This is a genomic window from Caballeronia glathei, from assembly GCF_000698595.1.
In the GTDB taxonomy this organism is placed as follows: domain Bacteria; phylum Pseudomonadota; class Gammaproteobacteria; order Burkholderiales; family Burkholderiaceae; genus Caballeronia; species Caballeronia glathei.
Genome location: NZ_JFHC01000027.1, coordinates 24,757 through 49,018, shown reverse-complemented (window position 1 = coordinate 49,018; position 24,262 = coordinate 24,757). Strand labels below are relative to the sequence as shown.

The 24,262-nt window shown below is 65.6% G+C and carries 25 protein-coding genes; 9 read left to right on the top strand and 16 right to left on the bottom strand.

From position 1 onward, the window contains the following. Positions 1–3: 3 nt before the first annotated feature. The 4 genes from BG61_RS18060 to BG61_RS18045 are packed head-to-tail and all read right to left on the bottom strand — an operon-like array spanning position 4 to position 4,256. Positions 4–1,170 carry an ABC transporter permease gene (locus BG61_RS18060; RefSeq protein ID WP_035934745.1) on the bottom strand — a complete coding sequence of 389 codons (1,167 nt, stop codon included), beginning with the start codon at positions 1,168–1,170 and terminating at the stop codon, positions 4–6. A 7-nt stretch (positions 1,171–1,177) separates the two neighbouring features. Next, on the bottom strand, positions 1,178–2,332 hold the full coding sequence (locus BG61_RS18055) for an ABC transporter permease (RefSeq protein WP_035934746.1): 1,155 nt from the start codon (positions 2,330–2,332) through the stop codon (positions 1,178–1,180). A gap of 21 nt (positions 2,333–2,353) precedes the next feature. Next, on the bottom strand, positions 2,354–3,046 hold the full coding sequence (locus BG61_RS18050; protein ID WP_035934749.1) for an ABC transporter ATP-binding protein: 693 nt from the start codon (positions 3,044–3,046) through the stop codon (positions 2,354–2,356). Between the two features lies 1 nt (position 3,047). Then, entirely contained in the window at positions 3,048–4,256 is a 1,209-nt protein-coding gene (locus BG61_RS18045; RefSeq protein ID WP_035934750.1) for an efflux RND transporter periplasmic adaptor subunit, read from the bottom strand. A 428-nt stretch (positions 4,257–4,684) separates the two neighbouring features. Here BG61_RS18045 and BG61_RS18040 point away from each other — a divergent pair, with 428 nt between their 5' ends. Genes BG61_RS18040 through BG61_RS39320 form a run of 5 tightly spaced genes read left to right on the top strand, consistent with a single transcriptional unit; the run spans position 4,685 to position 9,899 of the window. After that, on the top strand, positions 4,685–5,644 hold the full coding sequence (locus tag BG61_RS18040; RefSeq protein ID WP_035934752.1) for an HlyD family secretion protein: 960 nt from the start codon (positions 4,685–4,687) through the stop codon (positions 5,642–5,644). Continuing rightward, positions 5,641–6,585, top strand: a complete 945-nt coding sequence (locus BG61_RS18035) for an ABC transporter ATP-binding protein (RefSeq protein WP_035934753.1) — start codon at positions 5,641–5,643, stop codon at positions 6,583–6,585. Before BG61_RS18040 ends, BG61_RS18035 begins: the two co-directional genes overlap by 4 nt. A gap of 11 nt (positions 6,586–6,596) precedes the next feature. Further along, positions 6,597–7,724 carry an ABC transporter permease gene (locus BG61_RS18030; RefSeq protein ID WP_035934831.1) on the top strand — a complete coding sequence of 376 codons (1,128 nt, stop codon included), beginning with the start codon at positions 6,597–6,599 and terminating at the stop codon, positions 7,722–7,724. Positions 7,725–7,736: 12 nt separating this feature from the next. Next, positions 7,737–9,197 carry an efflux transporter outer membrane subunit gene (locus BG61_RS18025; protein WP_035934755.1) on the top strand — a complete coding sequence of 487 codons (1,461 nt, stop codon included), beginning with the start codon at positions 7,737–7,739 and terminating at the stop codon, positions 9,195–9,197. After that, positions 9,198–9,899, top strand: a complete 702-nt coding sequence (locus BG61_RS39320) for a TetR/AcrR family transcriptional regulator (RefSeq protein ID WP_075584177.1) — start codon at positions 9,198–9,200, stop codon at positions 9,897–9,899. A gap of 106 nt (positions 9,900–10,005) precedes the next feature. Here the strand turns inward: BG61_RS39320 and BG61_RS44025 are convergent, their stop codons facing one another. The 4 genes from BG61_RS44025 to BG61_RS18005 all read right to left on the bottom strand — a co-directional run bounded on the left by BG61_RS44025 (position 10,006) and on the right by BG61_RS18005 (position 11,927). After that, positions 10,006–10,263, bottom strand: coding sequence for an O-methyltransferase (locus BG61_RS44025; protein ID WP_232256308.1), 258 nt, complete (start codon positions 10,261–10,263; stop codon positions 10,006–10,008). Positions 10,264–10,305: 42 nt separating this feature from the next. Beyond that, entirely contained in the window at positions 10,306–10,617 is a 312-nt protein-coding gene (locus BG61_RS44020; RefSeq protein WP_232256309.1) for an O-methyltransferase, read from the bottom strand. Between the two features lie 108 nt (positions 10,618–10,725). Continuing rightward, positions 10,726–11,085, bottom strand: a complete 360-nt coding sequence (locus BG61_RS18010) for a protocatechuate 3,4-dioxygenase (RefSeq protein ID WP_035934757.1) — start codon at positions 11,083–11,085, stop codon at positions 10,726–10,728. After that, entirely contained in the window at positions 11,082–11,927 is an 846-nt protein-coding gene (locus BG61_RS18005; protein WP_035934759.1) for a gallate dioxygenase, read from the bottom strand. Before BG61_RS18005 ends, BG61_RS18010 begins: the two co-directional genes overlap by 4 nt. Before the next feature lie 522 nt (positions 11,928–12,449). Between BG61_RS18005 and BG61_RS18000 the strand changes: the two genes are divergently transcribed. Next, the gene (locus BG61_RS18000; protein ID WP_035934761.1) at positions 12,450–13,697 is read left to right on the top strand and encodes a LysR family transcriptional regulator; all 1,248 of its coding nucleotides are present in this window, start codon (positions 12,450–12,452) and stop codon (positions 13,695–13,697) included. Between the two features lie 6 nt (positions 13,698–13,703). Here the strand turns inward: BG61_RS18000 and BG61_RS17995 are convergent, their stop codons facing one another. Genes BG61_RS17995 through BG61_RS17980 form a run of 4 tightly spaced genes read right to left on the bottom strand, consistent with a single transcriptional unit; the run spans position 13,704 to position 17,143 of the window. Beyond that, positions 13,704–14,600, bottom strand: coding sequence for an NAD(P)-dependent oxidoreductase (locus tag BG61_RS17995; protein ID WP_206540602.1), 897 nt, complete (start codon positions 14,598–14,600; stop codon positions 13,704–13,706). Continuing rightward, complete coding sequence (locus tag BG61_RS17990) at positions 14,597–15,706, bottom strand: 4-oxalomesaconate tautomerase (RefSeq protein WP_035934837.1); 1,110 nt, start codon at positions 15,704–15,706, stop codon at positions 14,597–14,599. The genes BG61_RS17995 and BG61_RS17990 overlap by 4 nt, the downstream gene beginning before the upstream one ends. Before the next feature lie 13 nt (positions 15,707–15,719). Further along, positions 15,720–16,415 carry a 4-carboxy-4-hydroxy-2-oxoadipate aldolase/oxaloacetate decarboxylase gene (locus BG61_RS17985; RefSeq protein ID WP_035934763.1) on the bottom strand — a complete coding sequence of 232 codons (696 nt, stop codon included), beginning with the start codon at positions 16,413–16,415 and terminating at the stop codon, positions 15,720–15,722. Next, on the bottom strand, positions 16,412–17,143 hold the full coding sequence (locus tag BG61_RS17980) for a PIG-L deacetylase family protein (RefSeq protein ID WP_035934764.1): 732 nt from the start codon (positions 17,141–17,143) through the stop codon (positions 16,412–16,414). Before BG61_RS17980 ends, BG61_RS17985 begins: the two co-directional genes overlap by 4 nt. 274 nt (positions 17,144–17,417) lie before the next feature. Between BG61_RS17980 and BG61_RS17975 the strand changes: the two genes are divergently transcribed. Further along, complete coding sequence (locus BG61_RS17975) at positions 17,418–17,777, top strand: hypothetical protein (protein WP_035934766.1); 360 nt, start codon at positions 17,418–17,420, stop codon at positions 17,775–17,777. 16 nt (positions 17,778–17,793) lie between these two features. Here the strand turns inward: BG61_RS17975 and BG61_RS17970 are convergent, their stop codons facing one another. Next, a complete protein-coding gene (locus tag BG61_RS17970) occupies positions 17,794–18,747 on the bottom strand; it encodes an SMP-30/gluconolactonase/LRE family protein (protein ID WP_035934768.1) in 954 nt (317 codons plus the stop codon). Next, complete coding sequence (locus BG61_RS17965) at positions 18,744–19,577, bottom strand: NAD-dependent epimerase/dehydratase family protein (protein WP_035934770.1); 834 nt, start codon at positions 19,575–19,577, stop codon at positions 18,744–18,746. The genes BG61_RS17970 and BG61_RS17965 overlap by 4 nt, the downstream gene beginning before the upstream one ends. A 181-nt stretch (positions 19,578–19,758) precedes the next feature. Between BG61_RS17965 and BG61_RS17960 the strand changes: the two genes are divergently transcribed. After that, positions 19,759–20,754 (top strand): LacI family DNA-binding transcriptional regulator, encoded by a 996-nt coding sequence (locus BG61_RS17960; RefSeq protein WP_035934772.1) that lies wholly within the window; start codon positions 19,759–19,761, stop codon positions 20,752–20,754. A 41-nt stretch (positions 20,755–20,795) separates the two neighbouring features. Here the strand turns inward: BG61_RS17960 and BG61_RS17955 are convergent, their stop codons facing one another. Then, the gene (locus tag BG61_RS17955) at positions 20,796–22,085 is read right to left on the bottom strand and encodes an MFS transporter (protein ID WP_035934774.1); all 1,290 of its coding nucleotides are present in this window, start codon (positions 22,083–22,085) and stop codon (positions 20,796–20,798) included. A 377-nt stretch (positions 22,086–22,462) separates the two neighbouring features. Next, a complete protein-coding gene (locus BG61_RS17950; RefSeq protein WP_035934776.1) occupies positions 22,463–23,356 on the bottom strand; it encodes a LysR family transcriptional regulator in 894 nt (297 codons plus the stop codon). Positions 23,357–23,441: 85 nt separating this feature from the next. Here BG61_RS17950 and BG61_RS17945 point away from each other — a divergent pair, with 85 nt between their 5' ends. Then, entirely contained in the window at positions 23,442–24,254 is an 813-nt protein-coding gene (locus tag BG61_RS17945; RefSeq protein ID WP_035934778.1) for an NAD(P)H-dependent oxidoreductase, read from the top strand. Positions 24,255–24,262 lie beyond the last annotated feature (8 nt).

The window sequence follows — 24,262 nt, the reverse complement described above, 5'->3', positions numbered from 1 at the left end:
TGATCAACGCGTGCGCAGCGCATCGACGATATCCATGCGCGCCGCGCGCATCGCTGGCAGGAATCCTCCGATCAGGCCCATCGTGATCGAGAACGCAAGTGTCTGCGCCACGATTGCCGGCGTGAGAATGAAGCGAAAGGACAGATCGGCGAACGTCTGGAAGTTGGTGGTGGAAAACGAAGCGAACTGCATCAGGGCCGCGCAGCCGAGTCCCGCCACGCCGCCCGCGAGGCCGAGCAGCATGGCCTCGAGCAGAAACGCGGTGAGCACGTTCACGCGCTTGAAACCGAGCGCGCGCAGCGTGCCGATTTCCGCCACCCGGGTGGCCACCGATGCGTACATCGTGATCATCGCGCCGATCATGGCCGCGATCGAAAATATTATCGACAGCGTGAAGCCCAGGATGTTGAGGAAAGTCGACAGCGCCTTCGACTGATCGTCATAGAACGCCTGTTCTCGCTTGGCTTCATGAGCGAGCCGCGGGTCGACATCGATGTCCGCGCGGAACCGGTCGAAGAGATCACTTTGCGCGACGCGCACCACCATCGACGAAAAGCTGGTGCGGCGAAACGCCTGCATCAGCTGGTCCGCGTCACCCCAGATTTCCGAATCGAAGCCGCTGCCCGCCGCGTCGAAGGTGCCGACGACCGTCCATTCGCGTTGGGCGAACCGCAAGTGCTCGCCGATCCGCGTCCCGCTGAAGCGATCGGCAATGCTGCTGCCCACGATGATCTCCGACGATCCCGCCCTGAACATGCGCCCCGCGATCAGCCTGACCTGGGGATGCAGGCGCGGCCCCGCCGGCGAAACGCCGCGAATGACCACATTCGACGGCGTCTCCGAGCCCCTTTTCGGGAGCGAGATGAGCACCACGGTTTCCTTTGACGCCAGCGGCCGCCCGTCGGCGCCGACGGTCACCGATGGATGCATTTCCATGATGCTTGCCTGGTTGCGGTCTATCGCGCTCTGCACCTCGGTTGCCGCGCCCTTGCGAATCACCACCACGTTGTCGTGTTCGCCGGTGGAGACGAGCGTTTTCTTGAGGCCGGCGTCGAGCATCAGCACCGTGGCGAACACGAACACCACGAGCGCCAGGCCGCCGGCCGTGAGCGCCGTGGTCAGGCGGCGTGTCCACAGATTGCGCGCGATGTAGGCAAGCGGAATCGCCATGGTGTCTCTAGCCTATGGCCCGCAGGCCTTCCACGATGCGAACCCGCGCCGCATGCAGCGCGGGAACGATGGCGGCGGCAAGTGCGATCGCGAGCGCGCAGGCTGCCTGTAGCCTGATCGTTTCGGCGGATACGCTGAAGACGGGAAACACGCCGCCGGTCGCCTGCTTGAAGAGGCTGGCCGCAGGCGGCGTCACGAGAATCCCGAGGCCGCCGCCGATCGCGCAGATGACCATGGACTCGCCGAACACCAGCAGCGCGAGAAACGCGGGCCTGAAGCCGAGCGCCTTGAGCGTCGCGTACTCGACGGTCCGCTCGCGCGCGCTCATGGCCATCGCGTTCGCCATGACCGCCATGATGATCACGATCACCACATACGACACGACGCGGATCGCCGCAATGATCTGGTTCGACATGGCGACGAAACCGAGCTGAAACGCCTGCTCGGTTTCGGTGAGCGTCTCCGCGAGCGAATTTCTGAACACACTGTCGACGCGGCGCGAGATCGCCGCGGCGTCATCGGGGTTCGAGATGCCCAGAACGTAGACGCCAACCTGATTGGCCCGCCGGGTCGACGTCTTTCGCACGCTTTCGTTCAGGTAGTCCCAGTGGAACAGCAACTGGCGCGTGATGGTGGATTCGTCCCGTCCGTCCATGATGCCGCGCACAACGAACTCCCAGGTGCCGGGATAGATCGTGCCCTTGATCGGTATCACGTCGCCCACCTTGAACCCGAACTGGGTCGCGAGCTGACGTCCCACGAGGCACCCTTTGCGGTCGCGCATGAAATCCGAGCGCTGCTGCGCCGGCAGGATGAACTCGGGGTACAGGTCGAGATAGTTGTCCGATACCGCGAACTGCGCAAAGAAATTCTTCGGCTCCCGATAGATGCCTCCGAACCAGTTGGAACGGGCGACCAGCGTCACGCCGTCGACGCCCCGGATGCGGTTCTCGTAGCTGAGCGGCAAGGGAAAAACGAGCGAGATGGCGTTGCGTGTCACGAGCCGCGCATTCGAGGCCGCGGCGGCCCCCGCATACCAGGCATCGACCACCGTATGCAGCAGCCCGTAGGCCAGCACCGCGATGGTGAGTCCCACCACGGTCAGCAGGGTGCGCAGCTTGTGGCGCAGCGCGTTTCTCGCGATCAGCTTGAGCAGGTACATGGCGCGCGACCGCAACACCGTTCAATCGATCTTGCCATCGATCAGCTCCCCCTTGTCCAGATGCACGAGCGCCTTCGCGGCACCCGCGGCGTGAGCGTCGTGCGTCACCATGATGATGGTCTTGCCAAGCTCGCTGTTGAGCCGCTGCATCATTGAGAGGATGTCCTCCGCCGACGCGCGGTCGAGATCCCCGGTCGGTTCGTCCGCGACGATGAGCGTCGGATCGGTGATGAGCGCGCGTGCGATGGCGACGCGCTGCTGCTGTCCGCCCGAAAGCTCCGAAGGGAAATGGTGCATCCGGTCGGCGAGATTGACCATCTCCAGCACCAGCCCGACGCGTTCGCGCCGCTCCTTGCGGGTCAGGCGCGTCAGCATCAGCGGCAACTCGATATTCTCGAACGCGGTCAGCACGGGCATCAGGTTGTAGAACTGGAAGATGAAGCCGACGTTGGCCGCGCGCCAGTCGGCGAGCGCCGCCTCCGGTAGCCGCGTGATGTCGAGCCCGCCGACCCGCAGTTCGCCGCTGTCGGGTCTGTCGATGCCGGCAATGAGATTGAGCAGCGTGCTCTTGCCCGATCCCGACGGACCCATCAGCGCGATGAAGTCGCCCTCGCCGATCCCGAGCGTGATGTCGGCGAGGACGGGCACGGTCTGCACGCCGCGACGGTACGACTTCGCGACATGGCGGATTTCGACGAGCGGCTTTGTGCTCACGTCACTTCTTCGCCAGGCTGACCCTGGCGCCGTCCGCGAGCTTCCCGCCCGGTGCCAGCACGAGCATCTCGCCCGGGCGGACGCCGTTGACTGCGACGAGATCGCCGATCCGTGCGCCTGTCGTGACCGCCACCTCGTGCACGGTGTCGCCCCTGACCGCATAGACCACCTTCCTCCCGCTCCGCTCGACGATCGCGCCGGGCTGCACCGCGACCACCGGGTCTCGTTCCTGTGCCGAAACCGGCTTCGACAGGAACGCGATCTTCGCGCTCATGTCCGGCAGCACGCGCGCGTCACGGTCGACAAAACGCACCTTCACCAGCACCGTTGCTTTCGAGCGGTCCACGGTCGGCACGATGCGCGAGACCTGTCCTGTCATTCTCAGGTCGGGCAGCGCGTCGAGCTGTATTTCGCAAGGCTGGCCCGCCTTGATCTTGCCGATGCTGGATTCCGCCACGTCCGCTTCGACCTCGAGTGTTTCCATGTCGGCAATGGTCAGGACTGCGCCCTTGCTGTCGGACGCCTGCGAGAACGGCGTGATGTTGTCGCCCACGTTCGCGTGCTTTTCGATCACCACGCCGTCGAATGGCGAACGGATCACGGTCTGGTCCACGGCGACCTGAGCCGCACGTGCATTCGCCTGCGCCGATACGATGGCGGCCCGGCTGTTGTTGATCGAGGCCCTGGCCTTGTCGTAGCGCGCGAGATCGGCGTCGTACTGCGTCGCGGGCATCGCACCTTTCGGCACGAGGATCGCGGAGCGGCGCAAGTTGATTTCGGCGTTCTTCAGTTCGGCGACCTGGAGGTCGAGATTGGCCTTCGCGACGTTCACCTGCGCCTGCGCCTGAGCGAGCGCCGCCTCGACGTCCCTGCTCTCGATCCGGGCAATCACCTCGTCCTTTTTCACGTGCGTGCCTTCCAGCACCCCGAGCCACTCGAGACGGCCCTGCGCCTTGGACGCCACCGCGGCCTTGCGCTGCGGCACGACATAACCGGTGGCGTTGAGCAGCGTGTAGTCCTGCGAGGGGTAAGCGGACGTCACGGTCACGGTTTCCACCGCCTGCGGGCCGGTCAGCCTCGCGGCAATGCCGAGCGCCGCGGCGATGACGAGCGCGATCAGCACGTAGCGAACCCAGGCGCGCCGCCGCCGCGGCACCGTGCCAACCGACGGCCTCTCGATTCTCAGCCTTTCCAGATTGTGTTCAGCCAATTTTTTGGGTCTTGACGCCGGCAGGCGGTCAGTGTCGTCAGGCGTACGGGAGGTCCGTTACGACGCAGCGCCACGCCGGCTCATGTTGCGGTGGATGGTCTGCTTACAGTATAGCGCCGCGCCCGGTCCGCACTCCCGAGCGTTCGCCGTCGAGGCGCGTGCCTGATTCTTGTCACATCAATCTGGTCGGGCGTCCACTTCCGTCGTCGGGGTATACCCATTCCCCATTGACCAAGGAAACTAAAGAAAGGAAAATAGTTTCCATCGATCGAAGGCGCCCGGTTGAGGCCGGAAGCGGGGTGGCAGCGCCGTCCCTCTGCATGAGATTGGCGATCGCAACTCTCAACACGGGTTCCCATGTGTACCGCTCATCCTGCCCAGTACCTCGATCACGATGCCGACGCGTTACCGGCGCCGCGGAGCACGTCATGAGCCGCCTGCCGTACGCCGCGATCGCCTTCCCGCTTTGCGTCGCCTTGCTGGCGGGTTGCTCCCGTCAGGACCCGAACGCGTTTCAAGGCTACGTCGAGGGCGAGTTCGTGTATCTCTCGTCATCGCAATCGGGCGAACTCACGCAACTGGCCGTCGCACGCGGACAGACCGTGCAGGCGGACACGCCGCTCTTCGAACTGGAATCGGTCGATGAAACCGCCGCCCTGCGGCAGGCACAACAGCAACTCGCCACGGCACGCGCTCAACTGGCGGACATCGAAACAGGCAAGCGGACACCGGAAGTCAATGTCGTTCGCGCGCAGCTCGCCGAGGCCGTAGCCAACGCCCGCAAGGCATCGCTGCAACTGACACGCGACCAGGCGCAGTTCGCCGCAGGCGGCATCCCGAAGGCGCAACTCGACGATTCGCGCGCCAACGCCGACGCAACCTCGGCCCAGGTTCGCGAACTGACGAATCAGGTGGAAGTGGCGCGCCTGCCGGGCCGCTCGCAGCAACTCGCAGCGCAGAGCGCGCAGGTTGCGGCCGCGCAGGCGGTTGTCACGCAAGCGCAATGGAAACTCGATCAGAAACGGGTTGCCGCGCCGGCTCAGGGGCTCGTCTACGACACGCTGTATCGCGTGGGGGAATGGGTGAAGGCGGGCAGCCCGGTCGTCGAGATGCTGCCGCCGCAGAACGTCAAAGTGCGGCTCTTCGTGCCCGAGGCGATTGTCGGGCGCATCGCCGCCGGCCAGTCGCTGACCGTGCACTGCGATGGCTGCGCGCGCGACGTGCCCGCGAAGATCACGTATGTGTCGAACAAGGCCGAATACACGCCGCCCGTCATCTACAGCAACGAAAGCCGCTCGAAGCTGGTCTTCATGGTCGAGGCGCATCCGTCGATCGCCGATGCACCGAGTCTTCATCCGGGCCAGCCCGTCACGGTGACACTGCAATGAATGCGTCCACACAGGAATACGTCATCGACGTGCAGAACCTGAACAAGCATTTCGGCGACAAGCACGTCGTCAACGATGTCTCCCTTCAGGTCGGCCGCGGCGAGATATTCGGTTTTCTCGGCCCGAACGGCAGCGGCAAGACGACATCCATCCGCCTGATGTGCGGCCTGCTCACTCCCGATTCGGGCACGGGCACGTGCCTCGGGTACGACATCCGCCGCGAGAGTGCGCAGATCAAGCGCAATGTCGGCTACATGACGCAGCGCTTCTCGTATTGGGAAGACCTGACCATCCGGGAGAATCTCGACTTCGTCGCGCGCATCTATCAGATGCGCAATCGCCGGGAAGCCGTCGACCGGTCGCTCGAAGCGCTCGGCCTTGAGACCCGCGCGAGCCAGCTCACCGGTTCGCTGTCCGGAGGCTGGAAACAGCGGCTTGCACTGGCTGCATGCATGCTGCACGAACCCAGGCTGCTGCTGCTCGACGAACCGACCGCCGGCGTCGATCCGACGGCGCGGCGCGACTTCTGGGAAGAACTTCACCGGCTCGCGGCGAGCGGCATTTCCGTGCTCGTCAGCACGCATTACATGGACGAAGCCGAACGCTGCCACAAGCTCGCCTATATCGCATACGGCAAGCTGCTCGCCAAGGGGACGGCGAGCGAGGTGATCGAATCGCAAGACCTCGAAACCTGGGCGATCCACGGCGAACACCTGAGCACGCTGTCCGAACAACTGCGCAAGACGCCCGGCATCGATCAGACCGTCGTGTTCGGCTCGGCGCTGCACGTGAGCGGCAGCGATCATGCCGCGCTCGAACGCGCGGTCAGACAGGCGACGGACGGCACGCCGCTGCGCATCGAACGCATCGCCACCGGACTCGAAGACGTGTTCATCTATCTGATGAGCCACTCGAAGGACAACTTCGGAGCATCATCGTGACCGAACGCGTCATGTTCTCGGCAACGCGCTGGTGGAGCATCGTCCTCAAGGAGTTCCTTCAGTTGCGACGCGACCGCGTCACGTTCGGCATGATCGTGGGGCTGCCCATCATCCAGCTCGCCCTGTTCGGCTTCGCGATCAATACCGACCCGAAGCACATGCCGACGGCCGTCATCATCGGCGACAACAGCGCCTTTTCGCGCAGCTTCATCGCCGCGATGAAGAACTCCGCCTATTTCAACTTTGTCGAGACGCTGCCTGACGAGCAAGCGGGCCGTCGCGCGCTCGCTCAGGGACGCGTGCAGTTTGTGCTGAACGTGCCCGTCGACTTCTCGAAGAAGCTGATCCGCGGCGAACGTCCATCGCTGCTCGTGGAGGCAGACGCCACGGACCCGACCGCCACGAACACCGCCGTCGCCGCGCTGTCCGGCCTCGTGCAGCCTGTCGCCGACAAGGACCTCACCGGCGCGCTCGCGCATCTGAACGGCGCCCCGGCCGCATTCGACGTGAAGGTTCACAACCTGTACAACCCCGAGGGAATCACACAGTACAACGTCGTGCCCGGCCTGATGGGCGTGATACTGACGATGACGCTCGTGATGATGACCGGCCTTGCGATCACGCGGGAACGCGAGCGCGGCACGATGGAAAACCTGCTCGCAACGCCCGTGCTCCCCGTGGAAGTCATGACCGGCAAGATCGTGCCCTACGTGATCATCGGCCTGATCCAGGCATCGATCATTCTTGTCGCAACGCGCTTCGTCTTTCACGTTCCGTTTGTCGGCAGCGCAATCGCGATCTATCTCTCCGCGCTGCTGTTCATCGCGGCGAATCTCACGGTCGGCATCACGCTGTCCTCGCTCGCCCGGAACCAGCTGCAGGCGATGCAGCTGACCGTGTTCTACTTCCTGCCCAACATCCTGCTCTCCGGGTTCATGTTTCCGTTCTCCGGCATGCCGGCGTGGGCGCAGTTCATCGGCAATCTGCTGCCGCTCACCTACTTCAACCGGCTGATTCGAGGCATCGTGCTCAAGGGCAACGGCTGGGAAGACCTGTGGCCGTCGGTCTGGCCGATGGCGCTCTTCACGGTCATCGTCATGGGCATCGCGCTGCGCTTTTATCGGCGCACGCTCGACTAGGAATACGCCGCCATGAAACACCTCGCGCTTCTGTCGATCGTCGCCCTGTCCGGGTGCGCGGTCGGCCCCGACTTCCACACACCAGCCGCGCCCGAAACCCCGACCTACACCCGCGACGCCGCGCCCCACGCCACCGCGGCGGCCGATGGCGCGGGCGGTTCGGCGCAGACATTCACCGCCGCCGGGCACGCCACGCCGATGTGGTGGACGCAGTTTCGCTCCGACGCGCTCGACCGTCTCGTGGACGAAGCCCTGCGGCAAAGCCCGACGCTTGCGCAAGCCCGCGCGAAACTGATCGAAGCGCGCGAGACCTACAACGCGCAGGCCGGCGCCACACGGTTCCCGAGTGTCGACGCAGCGATATCGGGCTCGCGGCAGCGAGTGGACCCCGCAGCGTTCGGCGTGCCCGACGTGCCGAACCCCGGACCGTTCTCGCTCTTCAACGCTTCGGTCAGCGTGTCCTATACGTTCGACATCTTCGGCGGTAACCGGCGCGCGCTCGAAGCAGCGATGGCGCAAGTCGACTATGAAGGGTTCCAGTTCGACGCGGCCCGCCTGTCGATCGCAGGAAACGTCGTGTCGGGCGCCGTGCGGCGCGCATCGCTTCAGGAGCAGATTGCGCTGACGCGGCGTCTCGCCGACGCCCAGGCGCAACAGTTGTCCATCATGGAAGCGCGTCATGCGGCGGGCGGCGTATCGGAACTCGACGTACGCAGCCAGCGGACCCTGTTCGCGCAAACACGCGCCTCGCTGCCGCCGCTTGCAACCCAGCTCGCTCAGGCCGATCATCAGCTGGCCATTCTCCTCGGGCGCGCGCCGTCGCAGGCGAACTTCGATGAACTCACGCTCGCATCGCTTCATCTGCCCGAACACATTCCGCTCACCTTGCCATCGACGCTCGCGCGCGAACGCCCGGACATACGCGCATCCGAGGCATTGCTGCATCAGGCGAGCGCGAATGTCGGCGTCGCGACGGCCAACCTGTATCCGCAGTTTTCGCTATCCGCGGGAATCGGCTCCCAGCGCACGAGCATCCAGGACGTGGTGAACGGACTGAACATCTGGAACATCGGGCTGAATCTCACGCAGCCGCTTTTCCACGGTGGAGAACTGCGCGCGAGGAAGCGCTCCGCGGAGGCGGCTTACGATGCCTCCCTGGCGGGCTATCAGCAAACCGTGCTTCAGTCGCTTCAACAGGTGGCGGACACGCTGACCGCGCTTCAGAACGACGCCCGCGAACTCCACGCACGCGACGACGCGGCGCAACAGGCGCAAGCCAGCTTCGAGATCGCTCGGGCGCAGTATGCGGCGGGCGGCGTCAGCCAGTTCGGCTTGCTCGACGCGCAGCGGCAGGTCCTCCAGACGGCACTCGATCGAACCCGCGCACATGCCGACCGGCTCACCGATACAGCCGCGCTCTTTCAGGCGCTGGGCGGCGGCCTGGATGCGGCGTCGCTGGCGGGCCGACCGTGAATGCAGGATGCGCCCCCGAACTCTTGCCCATGCGAGGAAACCAAAATCGCAACATCGCCGTTATCTTTCCCTCCTGTCGACTTCGACGAAGGGCCGGCCGGTACCATCCTCGCCGCCGCACGCGAAATACTGTTTCGGGATCACTATAGTGGCCTGACGATGGACCGGCTGGCGCTCGCGCTCGGCATGAGCAAAAAGACGCTCTACGTGCACTTCCCGTCGAAGGACGCGATGGTTGCCGCGATCATCGCGGCAACGGGCGTTTCCATCCGCCGTCAGGTCTCGGCCATACTGGACGGCCCCGGGCGGTTCCCCGAAAAGCTCGAACGCCTGCTGCGCACGGTCGCCGATCATGTGGGCGTCATGTCCCCCGACTTTCTGCGGGACCTGAACCGCTTCGCGCCGCAGCTTTTCGACGAGATCCAGGCCATCAAGGAACGCAATATTCCGACCGTGTTCGGCCGCGTGATGCAGCTCGGCATCGAGCAGGGGATGATCCGCGCGGATATCGACGTGACCTTCCTTGCGGAATACTGGCTGCAGGTGGCGCGAGGCGTCCACGATCCGGCGCTGCTCGCAAGAACGCACCTCGCGCCGCGCGAGGCATTGGAGAAGGCGCTGGATCTGTTCTTCGGCGGGGTGCTCAGCCCCGCGGCGCGCAAGCACCTCGGGCAGCGCCTGCCCGGGAAGCCGCATGCGTGACCCCGTCTACGCCGGATGAGTGCAAGCCGGCGGGACGGAGCTGCCTACGGCCTCGTTCGCGGCTGCGGCTGCTGACGCTGGCGGAATGCGCCGCTCCAGCCCGCGCTCAGTCGCCGCCAAAGCGGCTTATCTCGAGGCCCGATCCGACCGGCACCCGTATGCCCGACATCCCGGGCTTCGAACGCACGGCCCGGGCGTACCGGTTAACCGCTTCGCCGCCGGGAAGAATCATGTTGTCCGCGACGATGATCGCGCCCGCGTTGAGCTTCGGATAGAGCGCTTCGAGACACGGCACATACAGGTCTTTCCAGAGATCGACCAGCACGAAGTCGATACCGTGAGGCAGGCCGGCGATCATGCTCACGGCATCGCCCACCTCGAAATCGACATGGCCGGCAAGGCCCGCCTATACCGACATTTGCCGCGCATAGTCGGACTTGTAGTCGTGCAGCTCCATCGTGACGAGGCGGCCGCCGGCCGCGCGGGCCGCGTCTGCCAGCCATATCGCGGAATAGCCGTAGGAGGTGCCTAGCTCCAGGATGGCCGGCGCCTTCTGGCTTTTCGCCAGGATGTTGAGCAGTTGACCGGTATCCGGTCCGACCGCGAGCAGCCGGTCGTCGAGGGCGGCGGCCGAGGGGTTCGCGGGCCGGGTTTTGCGTTCTTCCGACATCCTTGCGTGATAGATGTCGAGCACTGCGAGGACCTTTGCGTCCAGCATCGAAAAATCTCCATAAAGCCGTTCAGACTGACAGGGCGCGATTGATTGATTGCGCGCCAGTGTGCGATCACGCCCGGATGTGAGCTTCCGCGCCGGGCACGCGGGACGCTAGGCCGCGCCCGGCACGTTGCGCGTCCTGAGAAACGCTTCGAGGGTCTCGCCGCGCATCGATGCGTACATGCCGAGATTGCTGATCTTCACGACACGCGCGAACTTCTCGAGCACGAAGAAGGACACGCCGTAGCGCACGAGCCCGAGCCAGTCGGTGTTGTCCACCAGCGCGCGCTCCTCGCCGGTCAGGCCTGCCGCGTCGTAGGCGCTGCTGCGCTCATTCAGCCAGCGCTCACGCGCCTCGTGCTCGCGCATCTGCCAGAAGAAGCGGTTCAGGCGCAGCGCCTTGATGCTTTGGCGAATGTCGAACGGGTAGGTCCCCGTCAGCTCCTCGATGCCCGTCAGTTGGGGATTCATTGCGGCACCTCGTCCTCGTAAAGCGTCACGGCCATCGCCGTGCTCGTCGCCAGATAATAGTTGCGATGGAGTTCCCTGATGTTCGGCGCGAGTGCGCCGCGCATCGCGAGCCACATGATCGTCTCGACATTCTCGGCGCCGCCGAGCCGCACGTAGTCCACATGCTTCATTGCGGCGAGCCGCTGCGGGTCGCGCACGATGAGATCCAGGAACTCGGTGTCCCAATCGGTATTGTTGAAGCCGCTGCGCTCTCCGTGTACCTGGTGAGACAGCCCGCCCGTGCCGACCACCACCACCTTCAGATCCTCGGGATACGACTCCACCGCACGGCGCAGCGACTGACCAAGCCGATAGCAGCGGTTTGCCGTCGGCAGCGGGTATTGCAGCACGTTCACTTCCATCGGAACGAGCGCGAGCGGCCAGCCGCCCGCATGAGGCAGCATCAGGGAAAGCGGCGAATTGCAGCCGTGGTCGAGCGGGCGCTCCTGAAAGATCGTCAGGTCGAACTCGTCGGAGATCATCTGCTCGCCGATGTGAATCGCGAGTTCCGGATGACCGGCGATGCCGGGCAGCGGACGCTTGCCCGCGCCCTCGTCCGCGAATTCGTGATTCGGCGACACACCGAGCGCGAACGTGGGATAGCAATCGAAGAAGAAGCTGTTCGCATGGTCGTTGTAGAACATCACCATCACGTCCGGCTGCTTCTCGGCCAGCCATTCGGCGACCGGTTCGTATCCTTTGAAGAGAGGCGCCCATGCAGGGTCGTTCTGCTTCTCGTTGTCGTAGGCCGCGCCTATTGTCGGCACGTGAGAGGTGCCGATGCCACCGATGATTCTTGCCATGTCAGTCCCTTGCGTATCAATGTGCGTTGCGAGAAGCGCCTGCAAATCAGATGGCGCCCCGGCCGTCTCTGAATAGCAAATTACCGGAATGGGCAAGTTTGGCAATAGCACGGTTTGCTCGTACAAAACCCGATAAGGCAGGCTAATCGGTCGTAATCTGCGCAACGAATAGTTGTTGAGGGCGCTTCCGGCTCGACGCATCAAGGCGCTGACGGCAGCCGGCACATGCCTCGCGGGGCGCCGTCATGAGCACTTCCCTCACACATGCCGATAAATGGATTCGATGGCCGAAGAACGACATCGCATGAAGGGCCTTCGAGCTTTCCCGAGCCGCCTCGGGCCGCTATACTCGGACGCAGATCCAGACGACTCGCGATGAATGAAACCACCCGGCCAACGGTCGCTCCCGCCTTCGGCGAAGCCTCGAATACAGCGCCCGTTCGTGCTGCAGGTCTTCGCCCATAGCCACCAATACGCGCTGCATCTGATCGCGGGCGCGGCGTGACGCCATGGAGACTTTGAATGGGTAATCCCGAACTGCTCAACCTCGCCTACCTGCGCGCATTCAGGCTGGTGGCGCAGACCGGCAGCGCGACGCGCGCGGCTTCAGCGCTGTATCGCGCGCAGTCGGCGGTCACGCGCTCCCTCCAGGAGCTTGAGACAGCCGTCGGCGAAACCCTGTTCGAACGCCGCTCCTCGGGCATGCTTCCGACGCCTGCGGGGCGCGTCGTGATCGAGCGCTGCGAGCGCATCTTCGCCGAGCTGGAAGAACTGGCGCAATGGTGCGCAGCGCGCCAGTCGCGCAGGCGCTCCGTCGCCGAAGGCACGCTGCCCGCCTATCTGCTGAACACACGGCGGCTGCAGCTGTTTTCTGCGCTTGCGCGGCACCGGCACATGCCCAGTGCCGCGCAAACGCTCGGGATCAGCCAGCCTGCGGTGAGCAGCGCGATCCGCATCATGGAAAGCGGCGCGGGCATGCAGCTTTTCTACCGGAGCCCGCGCGGCCTGCTGCTCACGAGCGAAGGCGAGACGTTCCTGCTGCACGTGCGACGCGCACTGAACGAGTTGCGTCATATTCCCGACGACATCGCCGCACTGCGCGGCAGCATTCAGGGTCATGTGACGGTGGGTGCCCTTCCGCTCGGGCGGACATTGCTGTTGCCGGAGGCCGTCGCGCGCGTCGCGGCGCAATATCCGGGCGTGCGGATCGTGACGGACGAAAGCGCCTATGAAACGCTGGTCGCCGGATTGCGTGCAGGCGACATCGATTTCGTCCTCGGCGCGCTGCGCGCGAACGATGCGGCAAGCGGCCTCGTAAACGAGCGGCTCATGTCGGATGACCTCGTCGTGCTCGCTCGCCGCGATCACCCGCTCGCGAGCGTGCGCGCACTCGCGCTCAGGGACATCGCGTCGGCCCAATGGATTCTGCCGCGCAGCCACTCGCCCGCGCGCGGCCTGTTCGAAGCGCTCTTCAAGCGAGCGCGGCTGAAGGCCCCGATGCCGAGCGTCGAAACCGCCGACCTCGCGATCATTCGCGGCGTGCTGCTGCAATCCGACATGCTCGCGGCAGTGTCCGCTCAGCAGCTGTATTACGAGCGCGAGTCGGCCCAGCTCGTCGCGCTCGACATCGCCATGCAGAACACGCGCAGGGACATCGGGCTCATCGTGCGCGCGGGCGGCACGCCGTCGCCCGCCGCGCGTGCGCTCATCGACGCGATACGCCTTGCCGTGGACAAGGTCGCACGCACGACGCGGGTCGTGCGGCGCTAGACGGCGTCACGAGCCCTCGCGGCCGAGGCGATCGAATAAATTGCGCCAGTCGAAGGGCGCGGAAAAGGAAGCGTAGTCGAGCGCTCGCTGCTCCATCGCATCGGCGACACCGTCCTGCAGCCGCGCGCACGCCTCGCTCATGAACGGCTCGATGTCCGCGTCGCGCAGGGTTTGCGCGACTTCGCGCATCTCGGCGGCACGCCGGCGCCCGTGCTCCGCCACCCGGCTCACGAGATAACCGGGCAGGTCGGCGTCGTGCTGCATCTTGACGAACGTCTCGCGCAGCGACTCGAGCACGATGAACTCGGCGTCGTAATGACGCGCGGCGCGCAGGCATTCCACCGTCAGCGCCTCGATGCCCTTGATCATCACGCTGCGCGACATCTTCGCCGCCGAAGCCACGCCGATCTTCGTCGAGACCGTGCGCGAGGCGAAGCCGAGTTCGTTCAACGCGGCACCTGTGCGTTGCGCCTGCATGCCACCGAGCAGCATCGGCACGGCGATGCCGTACGGCGGCACGGGCGCCATCACGGCGGCCTCCACGTAGTGCGCGCGCGCCGCCTCGATGACCGACTGCGCATGCCGCTTGGTCCGGGGCGAGACCGAGTTGATGTCGAAATAGACCTGCCCCGGCGCGATGACGCGCGCAACAGCTTCGGCCACTTCGATATCGGCCTGCGCCGTCACCGCGGAAACGATGAGCTGCGCCCCCTCGATAGCCTGTGCGAGCGTGTCCGCCGCCTGCACGCCCGAGCGGGCTGCCTTCTCGCGCAGTGCGCCGATGCACACGTCGTACATTGAAACCCGCACGCCCTTCGCGGCAAGCGCCGCGCCGAGAATGCCGCCCGCCTCGCCGAAGCCGACAAAGGCGACTCGCGTGATCCTTTCAAGTTCGCCGCTCACGTCGCCTCCTGCCACACGGCAGCAGGAATGCCGACGGCTCCGTCGAACAGCCAGCGCGCGGTACGCAGCAGTGCCGCGCTCGTCACTTCCGGTGCGGCGCTTGGGCCGCCCAGCGTGAGTTCGACCGTGAATTCGCCTGTCGGGTGCTCGACCGAAAGCCGCTTGCGGCCGCTCTCCTCGCGAACCTGCGCAATGCCCTCGCAGACAGTGCCCGGCAACACGGCCGCAGTCGCCACGCTCACGGCGCCGAGCACGCCGATCGATGCATGACAGCGGTGTGGAATGAAGCTGCGCGTCGCGATCGAGCCGCCCTCGCGCGGCTCGGCGACCAGGCACATTTTGGGCACCGTCCGTCCGCTGACATCGCCCAGGTTCATCAGCGGTCCCGCCGCGAGCCGGATCGATTCGATGCGCGCCTTGAGCGCCGTGTCGGCGTCGAGCGCTTCGCGCGTTTCGTAGCCTGTGCGGTTCAGATCGCGTGCGCGCATGAGCACGAGCGGCATGCCGTTGTCGATGCACGTCACGTCGATCCCGTCGATGGTGTCTCGCGCACAGCCCGTCGGAAAGAGCGCGCCGCACGTGGCACCGGCCGTATCCCTGAATTCGAGCGTTATCGCGGCCGCGACACCCGGCACGCCGTCGATTCCCGCATCGCCCTCATAGGTGACGTAGCCCCCGGGGGTCGCCACCGTCGCCACCGCGATCTGCCCGGTATTCACCATGTGGATGGCGACTTCCGTGCTGCCTTCACGCGGGACGACGAGGCCCCGCTCGATCGCAAACGGTCCCACGCCCGCCAGAATGTTGCCGCAGTTCTGCCCGTAATCGACCCGCGCCTCGTTCACGACGACCTGCGCGAACAGATAGTCGATGTCGGCGTCTTCACGCATGGAGCGCGAGATGATCGCGACCTTGCTCGTCAGCGGATCGGCGCCGCCGATGCCGTCGATCTGGCGGGGGTCCGGCGACCCCATCACCGCGAGCAGTACCCGGTCTCGGGCCGCGGGTTCGAGCGGCAGATCCGAAGCAAGAAAGTACGCGCCTTTCGACGTGCCGCCGCGCATCATCAGACACGGAATGCGCATTTGCCTGCGACTTGAAGCCATCGCCATCTCCCCTTCAAAGTTCAGAGGCCGAATCGACGTAGCGCAAGCCTCTTTCCGCGAGCCTGTCACGCATCGCGTAGTAGTCGAGGCCGAGCGTGCCGCTTGCGAGCACCGCACGCGTCTTCTCTTCCTTCTCCAGGCGCGCCTGCGCGGCCTTCGCTACCGCCTCGACGGTGGCGAGCGGCACCACGACGATGCCGTCGTCATCGGCCACGATCACGTCTCCCGGATGCACGATCTGCTGCGCGCATACGACCGGCACATTGACCGAGCCGAGCGTCTCCTTGACCGTGCCCTGCGCGGAGACGGCCTTCGACCACACGGGAAAATCCATTGCCTTGAGCGCGCGCACATCCCGGCAGCCCGCATCGATGATCAGGCCCTGTACGCCGCGCTTCGCGAGCGACGTGGCAAGCAGTTCCCCGAAATACCCGTCCTCGCAGGCAGACGTGGGCGCCACCACCAGCACGTCGCCTGCCCGGCACTGTTCGACCGCCACATGCAGCATCCAGTTGTCCGAAGGCGGCACGAGCACGGTCACGGCCGGTCCGGCAATGGCCGCGCCCGGATAGATCGGCCGCATGTAGCACGCGAGAAGACCAAGCCGGCTCTGCGCCTCGTGGACGGTCGCGACGCCTGCCTCCCGCAGCACGGCCACGTTCGCCGCATCCGCCCGCGCGATATGGGTCACCACCACGCCGCGCTTCATGCCAGATCTCCGACGACAGCGGGCGTGATCCGCTGATAGCCTTCCGCGTACCTGATGTCGCGCGCGGCCGTGATGCCGATGTTGCGTTTCGCCTGCACGCCCCGCTGCAATGCAACGCGCGTGTAGTATTCCCACAGGTGCTCCTGACCGGCCATGCATTCGATCGCGCGGCGCTTGACGTCCCACACGTCCGTAATGTCGAGGAACGTGTTGGGCGTCCATTCGCACTGCTCCGTCTGGTGCGGTTCGAACGCATAGACGGGTGGCGCGCCGACAACCGTCTGCCCGGGGTTGTGACCCTCGGCCTGCGCGATGATCCGCGCCTCCTGCGCGACGTGCATGGCAAGCGGGTGATCGAAGTTGTACGGGTCCTTGAGCGAGTGGCTCAGCACGAACGCCGGCTGAACGTCGCGGTACACGTCCACGAGCCGAAGGAGCGCCTCGTCGGAGACGCGCAACGGGTAGTCGCCGAGATCGAAGAAATCCACTTCCGCGCCGAGCACGTCTGCGGCGCGCAGCGCTTCCTCCCGGCGCGCTTCCTTCACCTTCCCGAGCGTCATCTCGCCCTTGCGCCAGAGCCTGGCCGACTCGCCGCGCTCGCCGAACGAGAGACAGACCACCTTCACCCGGTAGCCATTCTTCTTATGAAGCGCGATCGCGCCACCCGCGCGCCAGACGAAGTCGGCGCTGTGCGCGCTGACCACCAGCATTGAACGATCCGATGCCATAGATACCTTCCTTTCGAGTGGAATCCCGATGAGTGCATTCTATGGCCGGGCACACGAAGCGACGTCCACAAAGTGCTAGCGAAGGTATCTAATATGTTTATCGACATGACGCTGAACGCGCGCTCCGGTGCGATGTGAACGGCCGTCACGTGTTCCGGGTGACGACGGCAACCGACTACGGACGACGGCCGCCACCCAGCCGCGCCTTGAAAACGCGCGGTGCCGTGCTATCTTGATCTTATTGTCACGTGCACCGGCTGCGGCGAGGACAGTCATGGACGAGGCTAACCAGTCGATGGATCGGCAGGATTGCGCCCAGTTGCTGTGCTGGCTGACATGCGGCTGCCTGGGTGCGTACTACCTGGACGGCACGTGGCCCGGCCCCGCGTTTCACGTCCGGGCCGCGCGCAAATGGCTCGACCGCCACCGGCGTTACGCCGACTGGCTGACAACGGCGAAACTCGCGGCCACTGCGGTGCAACTCGCGCAACTCCACCGCGAGGTGGTCGACTGCGAGTGGGTGCGCGACGCTGTCGAAGAGATCGTGAACGGCGACGATCTCAACTACGACTCGGCGCTAGTCAGACGCATCTACGATGATTGCCAGCGCGCACTGGCGCATCGCCTGGACTGACGGGGCGCGCCCGCCACTATGCGACGGGTAACACGCCCGCATAGCGCGGCTCGGCCAATCCCTTCACCCCTGGCCTCAGTGCGAATACGTATCCATCGTCGTCACCTGCATTCGCGGACGGACGAATCGAGGTGACGAACAGCGTGTCGAGACCATCGCCGCCGAATGCGCACATCGAAGGCTTGCTCGCCGGAACGCTGACTTCGCGATCGAGCCGGCCTTGCGGCGTGAAGCGCAACAGCCGGCCGGCGTCGTTGGCGCAGGTCCAGTAGCAGCCGTCGGCGTCGACTGCCGCGCCGTCGGGCCGTCCCGTGTAGTGATGCAGGTCGGCGAATACACGACGGCCGTGCGGCGTGCCCGTGCCGGTATCGAAGTCGAACGCCCAGATCAGACGGCGCTGCGGATGCGAGTCCGACAGATACATCGTCCTCCCGTCCGGCGACCAGGCGAGACCGTTCTGCGTGATCAGCCCCTCGACGACGGGCGCCGACAGCACGCCCTTCTCGTCGAAGCGATACAGCGCCCCCGCCGGGCTCGCGAGCGACATGTCCTGCACCATCGTGCCCGCCCAGAAGCGGCCCTGACGGTCGCAGCGGCCGTCGTTGAAACGCATGCCGCCGGCGGTAAACGCCGGCGCCGCGAGACGACGCGCCAGCGCGCCGCCCGAGGCGGAAGCATTGTCATGCGGACCGCCATCGCGGTGCTGCGCCGCCTCGTCGAGCGTCACCGCGAAGAGCCCGCTCTCGAGCCCGGCGAGCACAGTGCCGGCCCGGTCGAATGCGATGCAGGCGACCTGCTCCGGCAATGCCCACTCGCTGCGGCGCGCGCTCGCAACATGCAGGCTCACGATGCGTCGCGCCGGAATGTCGACCCAGTAGAGCGCCTGCTGTTCCTCATGCCACACCGGGCATTCGCCGACCGCCGCGCGGCCGGCTGCGTCGAGCCGCTCCACGTGCACCGCGCCGTTCATCGGCCGCGCTCCATCGGTTCGCCGAGCACGAACACGCCGCCCTGGAACCGCTCTGCGGGATCGTCGCGCGTGGCGCTCGGCGCACTAGCCTGGAAGCGTTCCGCGAACTGCACGGAGCTGTCGCGCGGGTTGAAGCCGAGGAAGCCGGCCTTTGTGTTGTCCCACCACTTGACCGGGTTGTTCGACGCGCCGTAGGCGATCGCGTGGCCGACGCGGTTCGTGAAAAGCGAGCAGCGCACCAGTTCGATGAAGTCGCGGTAGCTCAGGAACGTGACGAGCATGCGCGGATTTTTGGGCTCCTCGAACGACGAGCCGATGCGCAAACACACGGTCTCGATGCCGAAGCGATCGTAGTAGTAGCGGGAAATCGCCTCGCCGAAGCACTTCGTCACGCCGTACAGGCTGTCCGGGCGCTGCGGCGCGTCCGCATCGAGCACCTCGGTGACCGGATGAAAGCCGATCGCGTGATTGGAGCTCGCGAACACGACGCGCCGCACGCCGTGCCTGCGGGCCGCCTCGTACACGTTGTAGGTGCCGCGGATGTTCGCCTCGAGCAGATCGTCGAACGGCGCATCGATCGAAATGCCGCCGAGGTGCACGATCGCATCGACGCCTTCGACGAGGTGCGTCACGGCCTGACGGTCCGCGAGGTCGACGACGCTCGTTTCCTCGTGCGGCGCCGGTTCGCCGAGCGCGGCGATGTCGCTCACGCGCACGATGTCGGCCCAGTCGGCGAGCGCGCCGCGCAGCTGGCGGCCCAGGTTGCCGGCCGCGCCGGTCAGCAGCAGGCGGCGGAACGGTTTGCGCGACGCCGTGGATGGCTGATTCATAAAAGCTCCTCTTGGATACGAAATTCAGGAAAACGTTTTTTCGCTGTAGCGAAAGACCTTGCGCAACGCCAATCACCCATTTTCTGAGGGAAAATGAGCAGAATGATCGCGCGGCGTCTAACCGCGGATTCATGTTTTCTGCGAGAATCCGTTAACAAGTTAAGAAAACGTTACCCTTCGGATGAAAAAAATTTCCCCGACGATTCGCGACGTCGCCGCCGCCGCCGGAGTCTCGGTTGCCACGGTGTCCAAGTACATGAACGGCGCGCAGCGCTTCTCCGCGCCGGTCGAGGCAAAGCTGAAGGCGGCCATCGCCGAACTCGGCTATCGCTCGAACCCGCTCGCGCGCTCGATGATCACCGGGCGCACACGCACCATCGGGCTGACCATCCTGGACATCAGCAACCCGCACTTCACGAACGTCGTGAAGGGCGCCAACCGCATCGCGCTGCGGCACGACTACACGCTGCTGCTCGTCGATACCGACGAGAACCAGGCGCGCGAGCGGCCGCTGATCGAAGCGCTCGCGCAGCGCGTCGACGGCCTGATCGTCAGTTCGCGCATGCCCGACGAGGAGTCGCAATGGATGCTCGATCTCGACAAGCCGCTCGTGCTCCTGCGGCGCAGCGAGGGGCTGCCGATTCCGAGCGTCGGCATCGACAACCGGCTTGCCGCCTACATGCTCGCGCGGCATCTGCTGAACCTCGGGCACCGTCACATCGCCTACCTCGGCTTCGGGCAGGCGCGCATCAACGACGAGCGCATCCGCGGCGCACGCGAGTGTCTCGACGAGGTCGGACTCGCGCTCGACGTGCATGACGCGCATGCACCGACCGCGCATGCCGGCGAGCATGCGTGCTCGCGCGTGATGCTCGGTCCGCGCCGCCCGCAGGCGGTGATCTGCTACAACGACCTGATCGCGCTCGGCTTCATGAAGGAAGCGGCCTCGCTCGGCATCAGGGTGCCGCAAGACGTCTCGGTGACGGGCGTAGACAACGTGCCCTACGGCGAGTACGCGGCCCCGGCGCTGACCACCGTCGACATCCAGAGCGAGAAGATGGGCGAGCTCGCGATGCAGAAGCTCATCGACGCACTCGCAGGCCACGCGGAGATCGGTCACTCGATGTTCGAGCCGCGCCTCATCGTCCGCGACTCGACCGCCGCCGCGAGCCACTGAGGCGCGCCGCCGCGCCGCTTCCCGCTTGCTTTCCAGCTTGCTCATGCATCGAGCTTCGCGGGGCTCATGCGCGGCGTCAGCAGGTGCATGACGGCGAACGCAACCAGATAGGCGAGCGCGCCGATGGCGAACAGCACCCAGTAGTGTCCGGTGCGCTGCAGCACCTGGCCGATCACTTCCGAGAACAGCACGCCGCCGAGCGAGCCGGCCATCCCGCCGATACCCACGACCGCGCCGAGCGCACGCTTCGGGAAGAGATCCGACGCCGTGGTGAAGAGGTTCGCCGACCAGCCCTGGTGCGCCGCAGCCGCCAGCCCGACGATCGCGACCGCGCCCCACAGGTTGTCCACTTGCGAGACGAACGCGATCGGCAGCACGCAGCATGCGCAGATCAGCATCGCGGTCTTGCGCGCGGCGTTCACGCTCCAGCCGGCGCGCAGGAGCGCCGACGAGAGCCAGCCGCCACCGATGCTGCCGACGGTCGTCATCGCATAGATGCACACGAGCGGCAGGCCGATGTGCTGCATGTCCATGCCGCGGGACTCGTTGAGCCACTTCGGCAGCCAGAACAGATAGAACCACCAGACCGGGTCGGTCAGAAACTTGCCGATCAGGAACGCCCACGTCTGGCGCTTCTTGAGCAGCACGCCCCAGCCGGGCGCGCGGGCATTCACATTGGCGGCGTCGAGTGCTTCGACTTCGTCCGCGGCGTCGTCGAGGTCATCGTCCCGCGAGCGCGCATCGGGCGACCGGTACATCGCGAACCACACGGCCAGCCAGACAATGCCGATCGCGCCCACGATCACGAACGCCGCGCGCCAGCCGAACGCCACCGCGAGCGGCGGGATGATGGCCGGCGCGAACACGGCGCCGATGTTCGCGCCCGAATTGAAGATGCCGGTCGCGAGTGCGCGCTCGCGGCGCGGAAACCATTCCGCCGTCGTCTTGATCGCGGCCGGGAAGTTGCCGCCCTCGCCCACGCCGAGCAGCGCGCGCACGACCGCGAAGCCGGCCACCGAGCCGACCGCCGCGTGCAGCATGGCGGCGATGCTCCACACCAGCATCGCGAGCCCGTAGGAGAGGCGCGTGCCGAGCCAGTCGACGATACGGCCGAAGCACAGCAGCCCGATCGCGTAAAACGCCGAGAAGGCGATCACGATGCGGCCGTACTGCACCTGAGTCCAGCCGATGTCGTGCTGCAGCACCGGCGCGAGCAGACCGAGAATCTGCCGGTCCATGTAGTTGATGACGGTCGCGAAAAAGAGCAGCGCGCAGACCGTCCAGCGGTAGCGGCTAGCGGCGCCCACGACGCCAGCGACGGCAGATTGCATGAATGTCTCCGTTGCGCGGCGTCGCTCGTCGCGCCGCGCATTCTGTTCACTGATGGCGACGAGCGCCGTGGCCTGACTTTCTGCGCAGCCGCAATGGCGCGCAACGCGAGAAACCAGCCGGTTTAGGAAAACGTTTTTCCAAGGATAGAGATTTTTATCCGCCTTCGCTAGTGGTTATTGGACGGACCATATGCGTATTTTCCCTGTGTGGCATGGGAGATTTCGGCCGAAATGAGTTAATCGTTTTCTAACGCGCCGTGACGGGTTGCGAGGAGATTCAGGAAGGAAGGGAATGCGCAGGTAAACGGTGCCGGATCATCCGGCTACTCCCGCGGTCAGTGCGCCGTCAAGCCGGGAGGCCGAACGCGCTCGACGGCTCACACCGAAGCGGCGATGTGCTCGCGCAGCCATCGGTGCGCGGGGTCGCGATGCGAGCGCTCGTGCCAGAGCATGGCCATCTCGAACCCGGGAACATCGACGGGCGCCTCGACAACCCGCAGCGCAGCACAGTCGCGAACCAGGCGAGAAGGCAGCATCGCCACGAGGTCGGTGGTCTCCAGGACCGACATCACGAACCGGAAGTGCGGAACGGATAGCACCACCCGGCGCGCCAGCCCGGCCCCGGCAAGCGCTTCATCCGTGATGCCGCGAAACCCGCCACCCTCCGGGGAAACGATCACGTGATCGAGCGCCGCGAATTGCGCAAGTGTCGGACGCCGCTTCAGGCGCGGATGACCCGCACGGCCCGCGAGGACATACCGCTCCGTGAAGAGCGTGCGCCGATGCAGCGCGGAAGGCGACTCCTCGCTGGTATGGAACGCCAGATCGATCTCCCCCTGCTCCGCCTGCCTGACGATGCGCGACGGCGCGAGCTGCAGCACCGCCAGCCGCGCGCCGGGCGCCGCCGAGCGCAAGCCGGCCAGAGCGGGCAAGAGGACCGTCGATTCGCCGTAGTCGGCAGCGGCAACGCGCCACGTGTGGCTCGCTTTCGACGGATCGAAGGGACTCGCCGGCGACACCGCCCGTTCGAGCGCATCGAGCGCCTGCCGCAAGGGCTCGCGCAACGCCTCGGCCCTCGCGGTCGGCCGCATGCCGCGCGGCCCCGGCAACAGCAGCGGGTCTCCGAAAATATCCCTCAGCTTCGCAAGATGGACGCTCACCGATGGCTGCGAGAAGTTCAGCCGCTCCGCTGCGCGGGTCACGTTGTGCTCCGAGAGAAGCACATCGAGCGTCAAGAGCAGGTTGAGGTCCAGCCGCCTGAGATTATTCATCGGTATACCTGTGATATTGGATATTCATTTTCAATATAGCTCACAGGGGCCTACGCTGATCCCTTCCAGTCACGGAGGCCCGCCAATGCATGTTCTTCTCGTCTATGCCCATCCCGAGCCCAGGTCGCTGAATGGCTCGCTCAGGAATTTTTCGGTCGGGCGCCTCGAAGGTGCAGGACACGTCGTCCGCGTATCGGACCTGTATGCGATGAAGTGGAAGGCATCGCTCGATGCCGGCGACAGCACGGCCCGGCAAGCCGATGCCCGCTTCGATCCTTCGCTCGACTCCCGGCGTGCGTTCGAAAGCGGCCTGCAAAGCAGGGATATCGCACTCGAACAGGACAAGCTGCTGTGGGCCGATGCGCTCATCCTCCAGTTTCCTCTCTGGTGGTTCTCCATGCCGGCGATCCTGAAAGGCTGGGTGGAGCGCGTCTACGCGTATGGCTTCGCCTACGGCGTCGGGGAACATTCCGATGCACGCTGGGGCGACCGCTACGGAGAAGGCACGCTCGCAGGCAAGCGGGCGATGCTCGTCGTGACCGCGGGCGGATGGGAGTCCCACTACGGCCCGCGAGGCATCAACGGGCCGATCGATGACGTGCTGTTTCCGATCCAGCACGGCATTCTTTACTACCCCGGCTTCGACGTCCTGCCACCCTTCGTGATCTATCGGACGAGCCGGATCGACGAAGCCCGATTCTCGGGGATTTGCGACGCGCTCGGACGACGTCTCGATGACCTGTGGAAGACGCCGCCGATACCGTTTCGCCCGCAGAATGCCGGCGCCTACGAGATTCCCGCGCTCACGCTGCGGCCTGACGTTTCTCCGGAGCAGTCCGGCTTCGCGGCGCACATCGGGCAGGAAGCGACTGGCGCGCCCGTCTCCGGCCTGCCGTGACAGACCGG

What these genes read in the sequence shown, in the direction of transcription:
- BG61_RS17970 (WP_035934768.1), bottom strand. Translation starts at nt 18,747, where the DNA reads ATGAACGGCGCGGTGCACGTGGAGCGGCTCGACGCAGCCGGCCGCGCG.
- BG61_RS17960 (WP_035934772.1), top strand. Translation starts at nt 19,759, where the DNA reads ATGAAAAAAATTTCCCCGACGATTCGCGACGTCGCCGCCGCCGCCGGA.
- BG61_RS17965 (WP_035934770.1), bottom strand. Translation starts at nt 19,577, where the DNA reads ATGAATCAGCCATCCACGGCGTCGCGCAAACCGTTCCGCCGCCTGCTG.
- BG61_RS18000 (WP_035934761.1), top strand. Translation starts at nt 12,450, where the DNA reads ATGGGTAATCCCGAACTGCTCAACCTCGCCTACCTGCGCGCATTCAGG.
- BG61_RS18055 (WP_035934746.1), bottom strand. Translation starts at nt 2,332, where the DNA reads ATGTACCTGCTCAAGCTGATCGCGAGAAACGCGCTGCGCCACAAGCTG.
- BG61_RS17975 (WP_035934766.1), top strand. Translation starts at nt 17,418, where the DNA reads ATGGACGAGGCTAACCAGTCGATGGATCGGCAGGATTGCGCCCAGTTG.
- BG61_RS44020 (WP_232256309.1), bottom strand. Translation starts at nt 10,617, where the DNA reads ATGCTGGACGCAAAGGTCCTCGCAGTGCTCGACATCTATCACGCAAGG.
- BG61_RS18010 (WP_035934757.1), bottom strand. Translation starts at nt 11,085, where the DNA reads ATGAATCCCCAACTGACGGGCATCGAGGAGCTGACGGGGACCTACCCG.
- BG61_RS17950 (WP_035934776.1), bottom strand. Translation starts at nt 23,356, where the DNA reads ATGAATAATCTCAGGCGGCTGGACCTCAACCTGCTCTTGACGCTCGAT.
- BG61_RS17955 (WP_035934774.1), bottom strand. Translation starts at nt 22,085, where the DNA reads ATGCAATCTGCCGTCGCTGGCGTCGTGGGCGCCGCTAGCCGCTACCGC.
- BG61_RS18025 (WP_035934755.1), top strand. Translation starts at nt 7,737, where the DNA reads ATGAAACACCTCGCGCTTCTGTCGATCGTCGCCCTGTCCGGGTGCGCG.
- BG61_RS18005 (WP_035934759.1), bottom strand. Translation starts at nt 11,927, where the DNA reads ATGGCAAGAATCATCGGTGGCATCGGCACCTCTCACGTGCCGACAATA.
- BG61_RS18035 (WP_035934753.1), top strand. Translation starts at nt 5,641, where the DNA reads ATGAATGCGTCCACACAGGAATACGTCATCGACGTGCAGAACCTGAAC.
- BG61_RS17945 (WP_035934778.1), top strand. Translation starts at nt 23,442, where the DNA reads ATGCATGTTCTTCTCGTCTATGCCCATCCCGAGCCCAGGTCGCTGAAT.
- BG61_RS39320 (WP_075584177.1), top strand. Translation starts at nt 9,198, where the DNA reads ATGCAGGATGCGCCCCCGAACTCTTGCCCATGCGAGGAAACCAAAATC.
- BG61_RS17985 (WP_035934763.1), bottom strand. Translation starts at nt 16,415, where the DNA reads ATGAAGCGCGGCGTGGTGGTGACCCATATCGCGCGGGCGGATGCGGCG.
- BG61_RS18060 (WP_035934745.1), bottom strand. Translation starts at nt 1,170, where the DNA reads ATGGCGATTCCGCTTGCCTACATCGCGCGCAATCTGTGGACACGCCGC.
- BG61_RS17990 (WP_035934837.1), bottom strand. Translation starts at nt 15,706, where the DNA reads ATGGCTTCAAGTCGCAGGCAAATGCGCATTCCGTGTCTGATGATGCGC.
- BG61_RS17980 (WP_035934764.1), bottom strand. Translation starts at nt 17,143, where the DNA reads ATGGCATCGGATCGTTCAATGCTGGTGGTCAGCGCGCACAGCGCCGAC.
- BG61_RS18030 (WP_035934831.1), top strand. Translation starts at nt 6,597, where the DNA reads ATGTTCTCGGCAACGCGCTGGTGGAGCATCGTCCTCAAGGAGTTCCTT.
- BG61_RS18040 (WP_035934752.1), top strand. Translation starts at nt 4,685, where the DNA reads ATGAGCCGCCTGCCGTACGCCGCGATCGCCTTCCCGCTTTGCGTCGCC.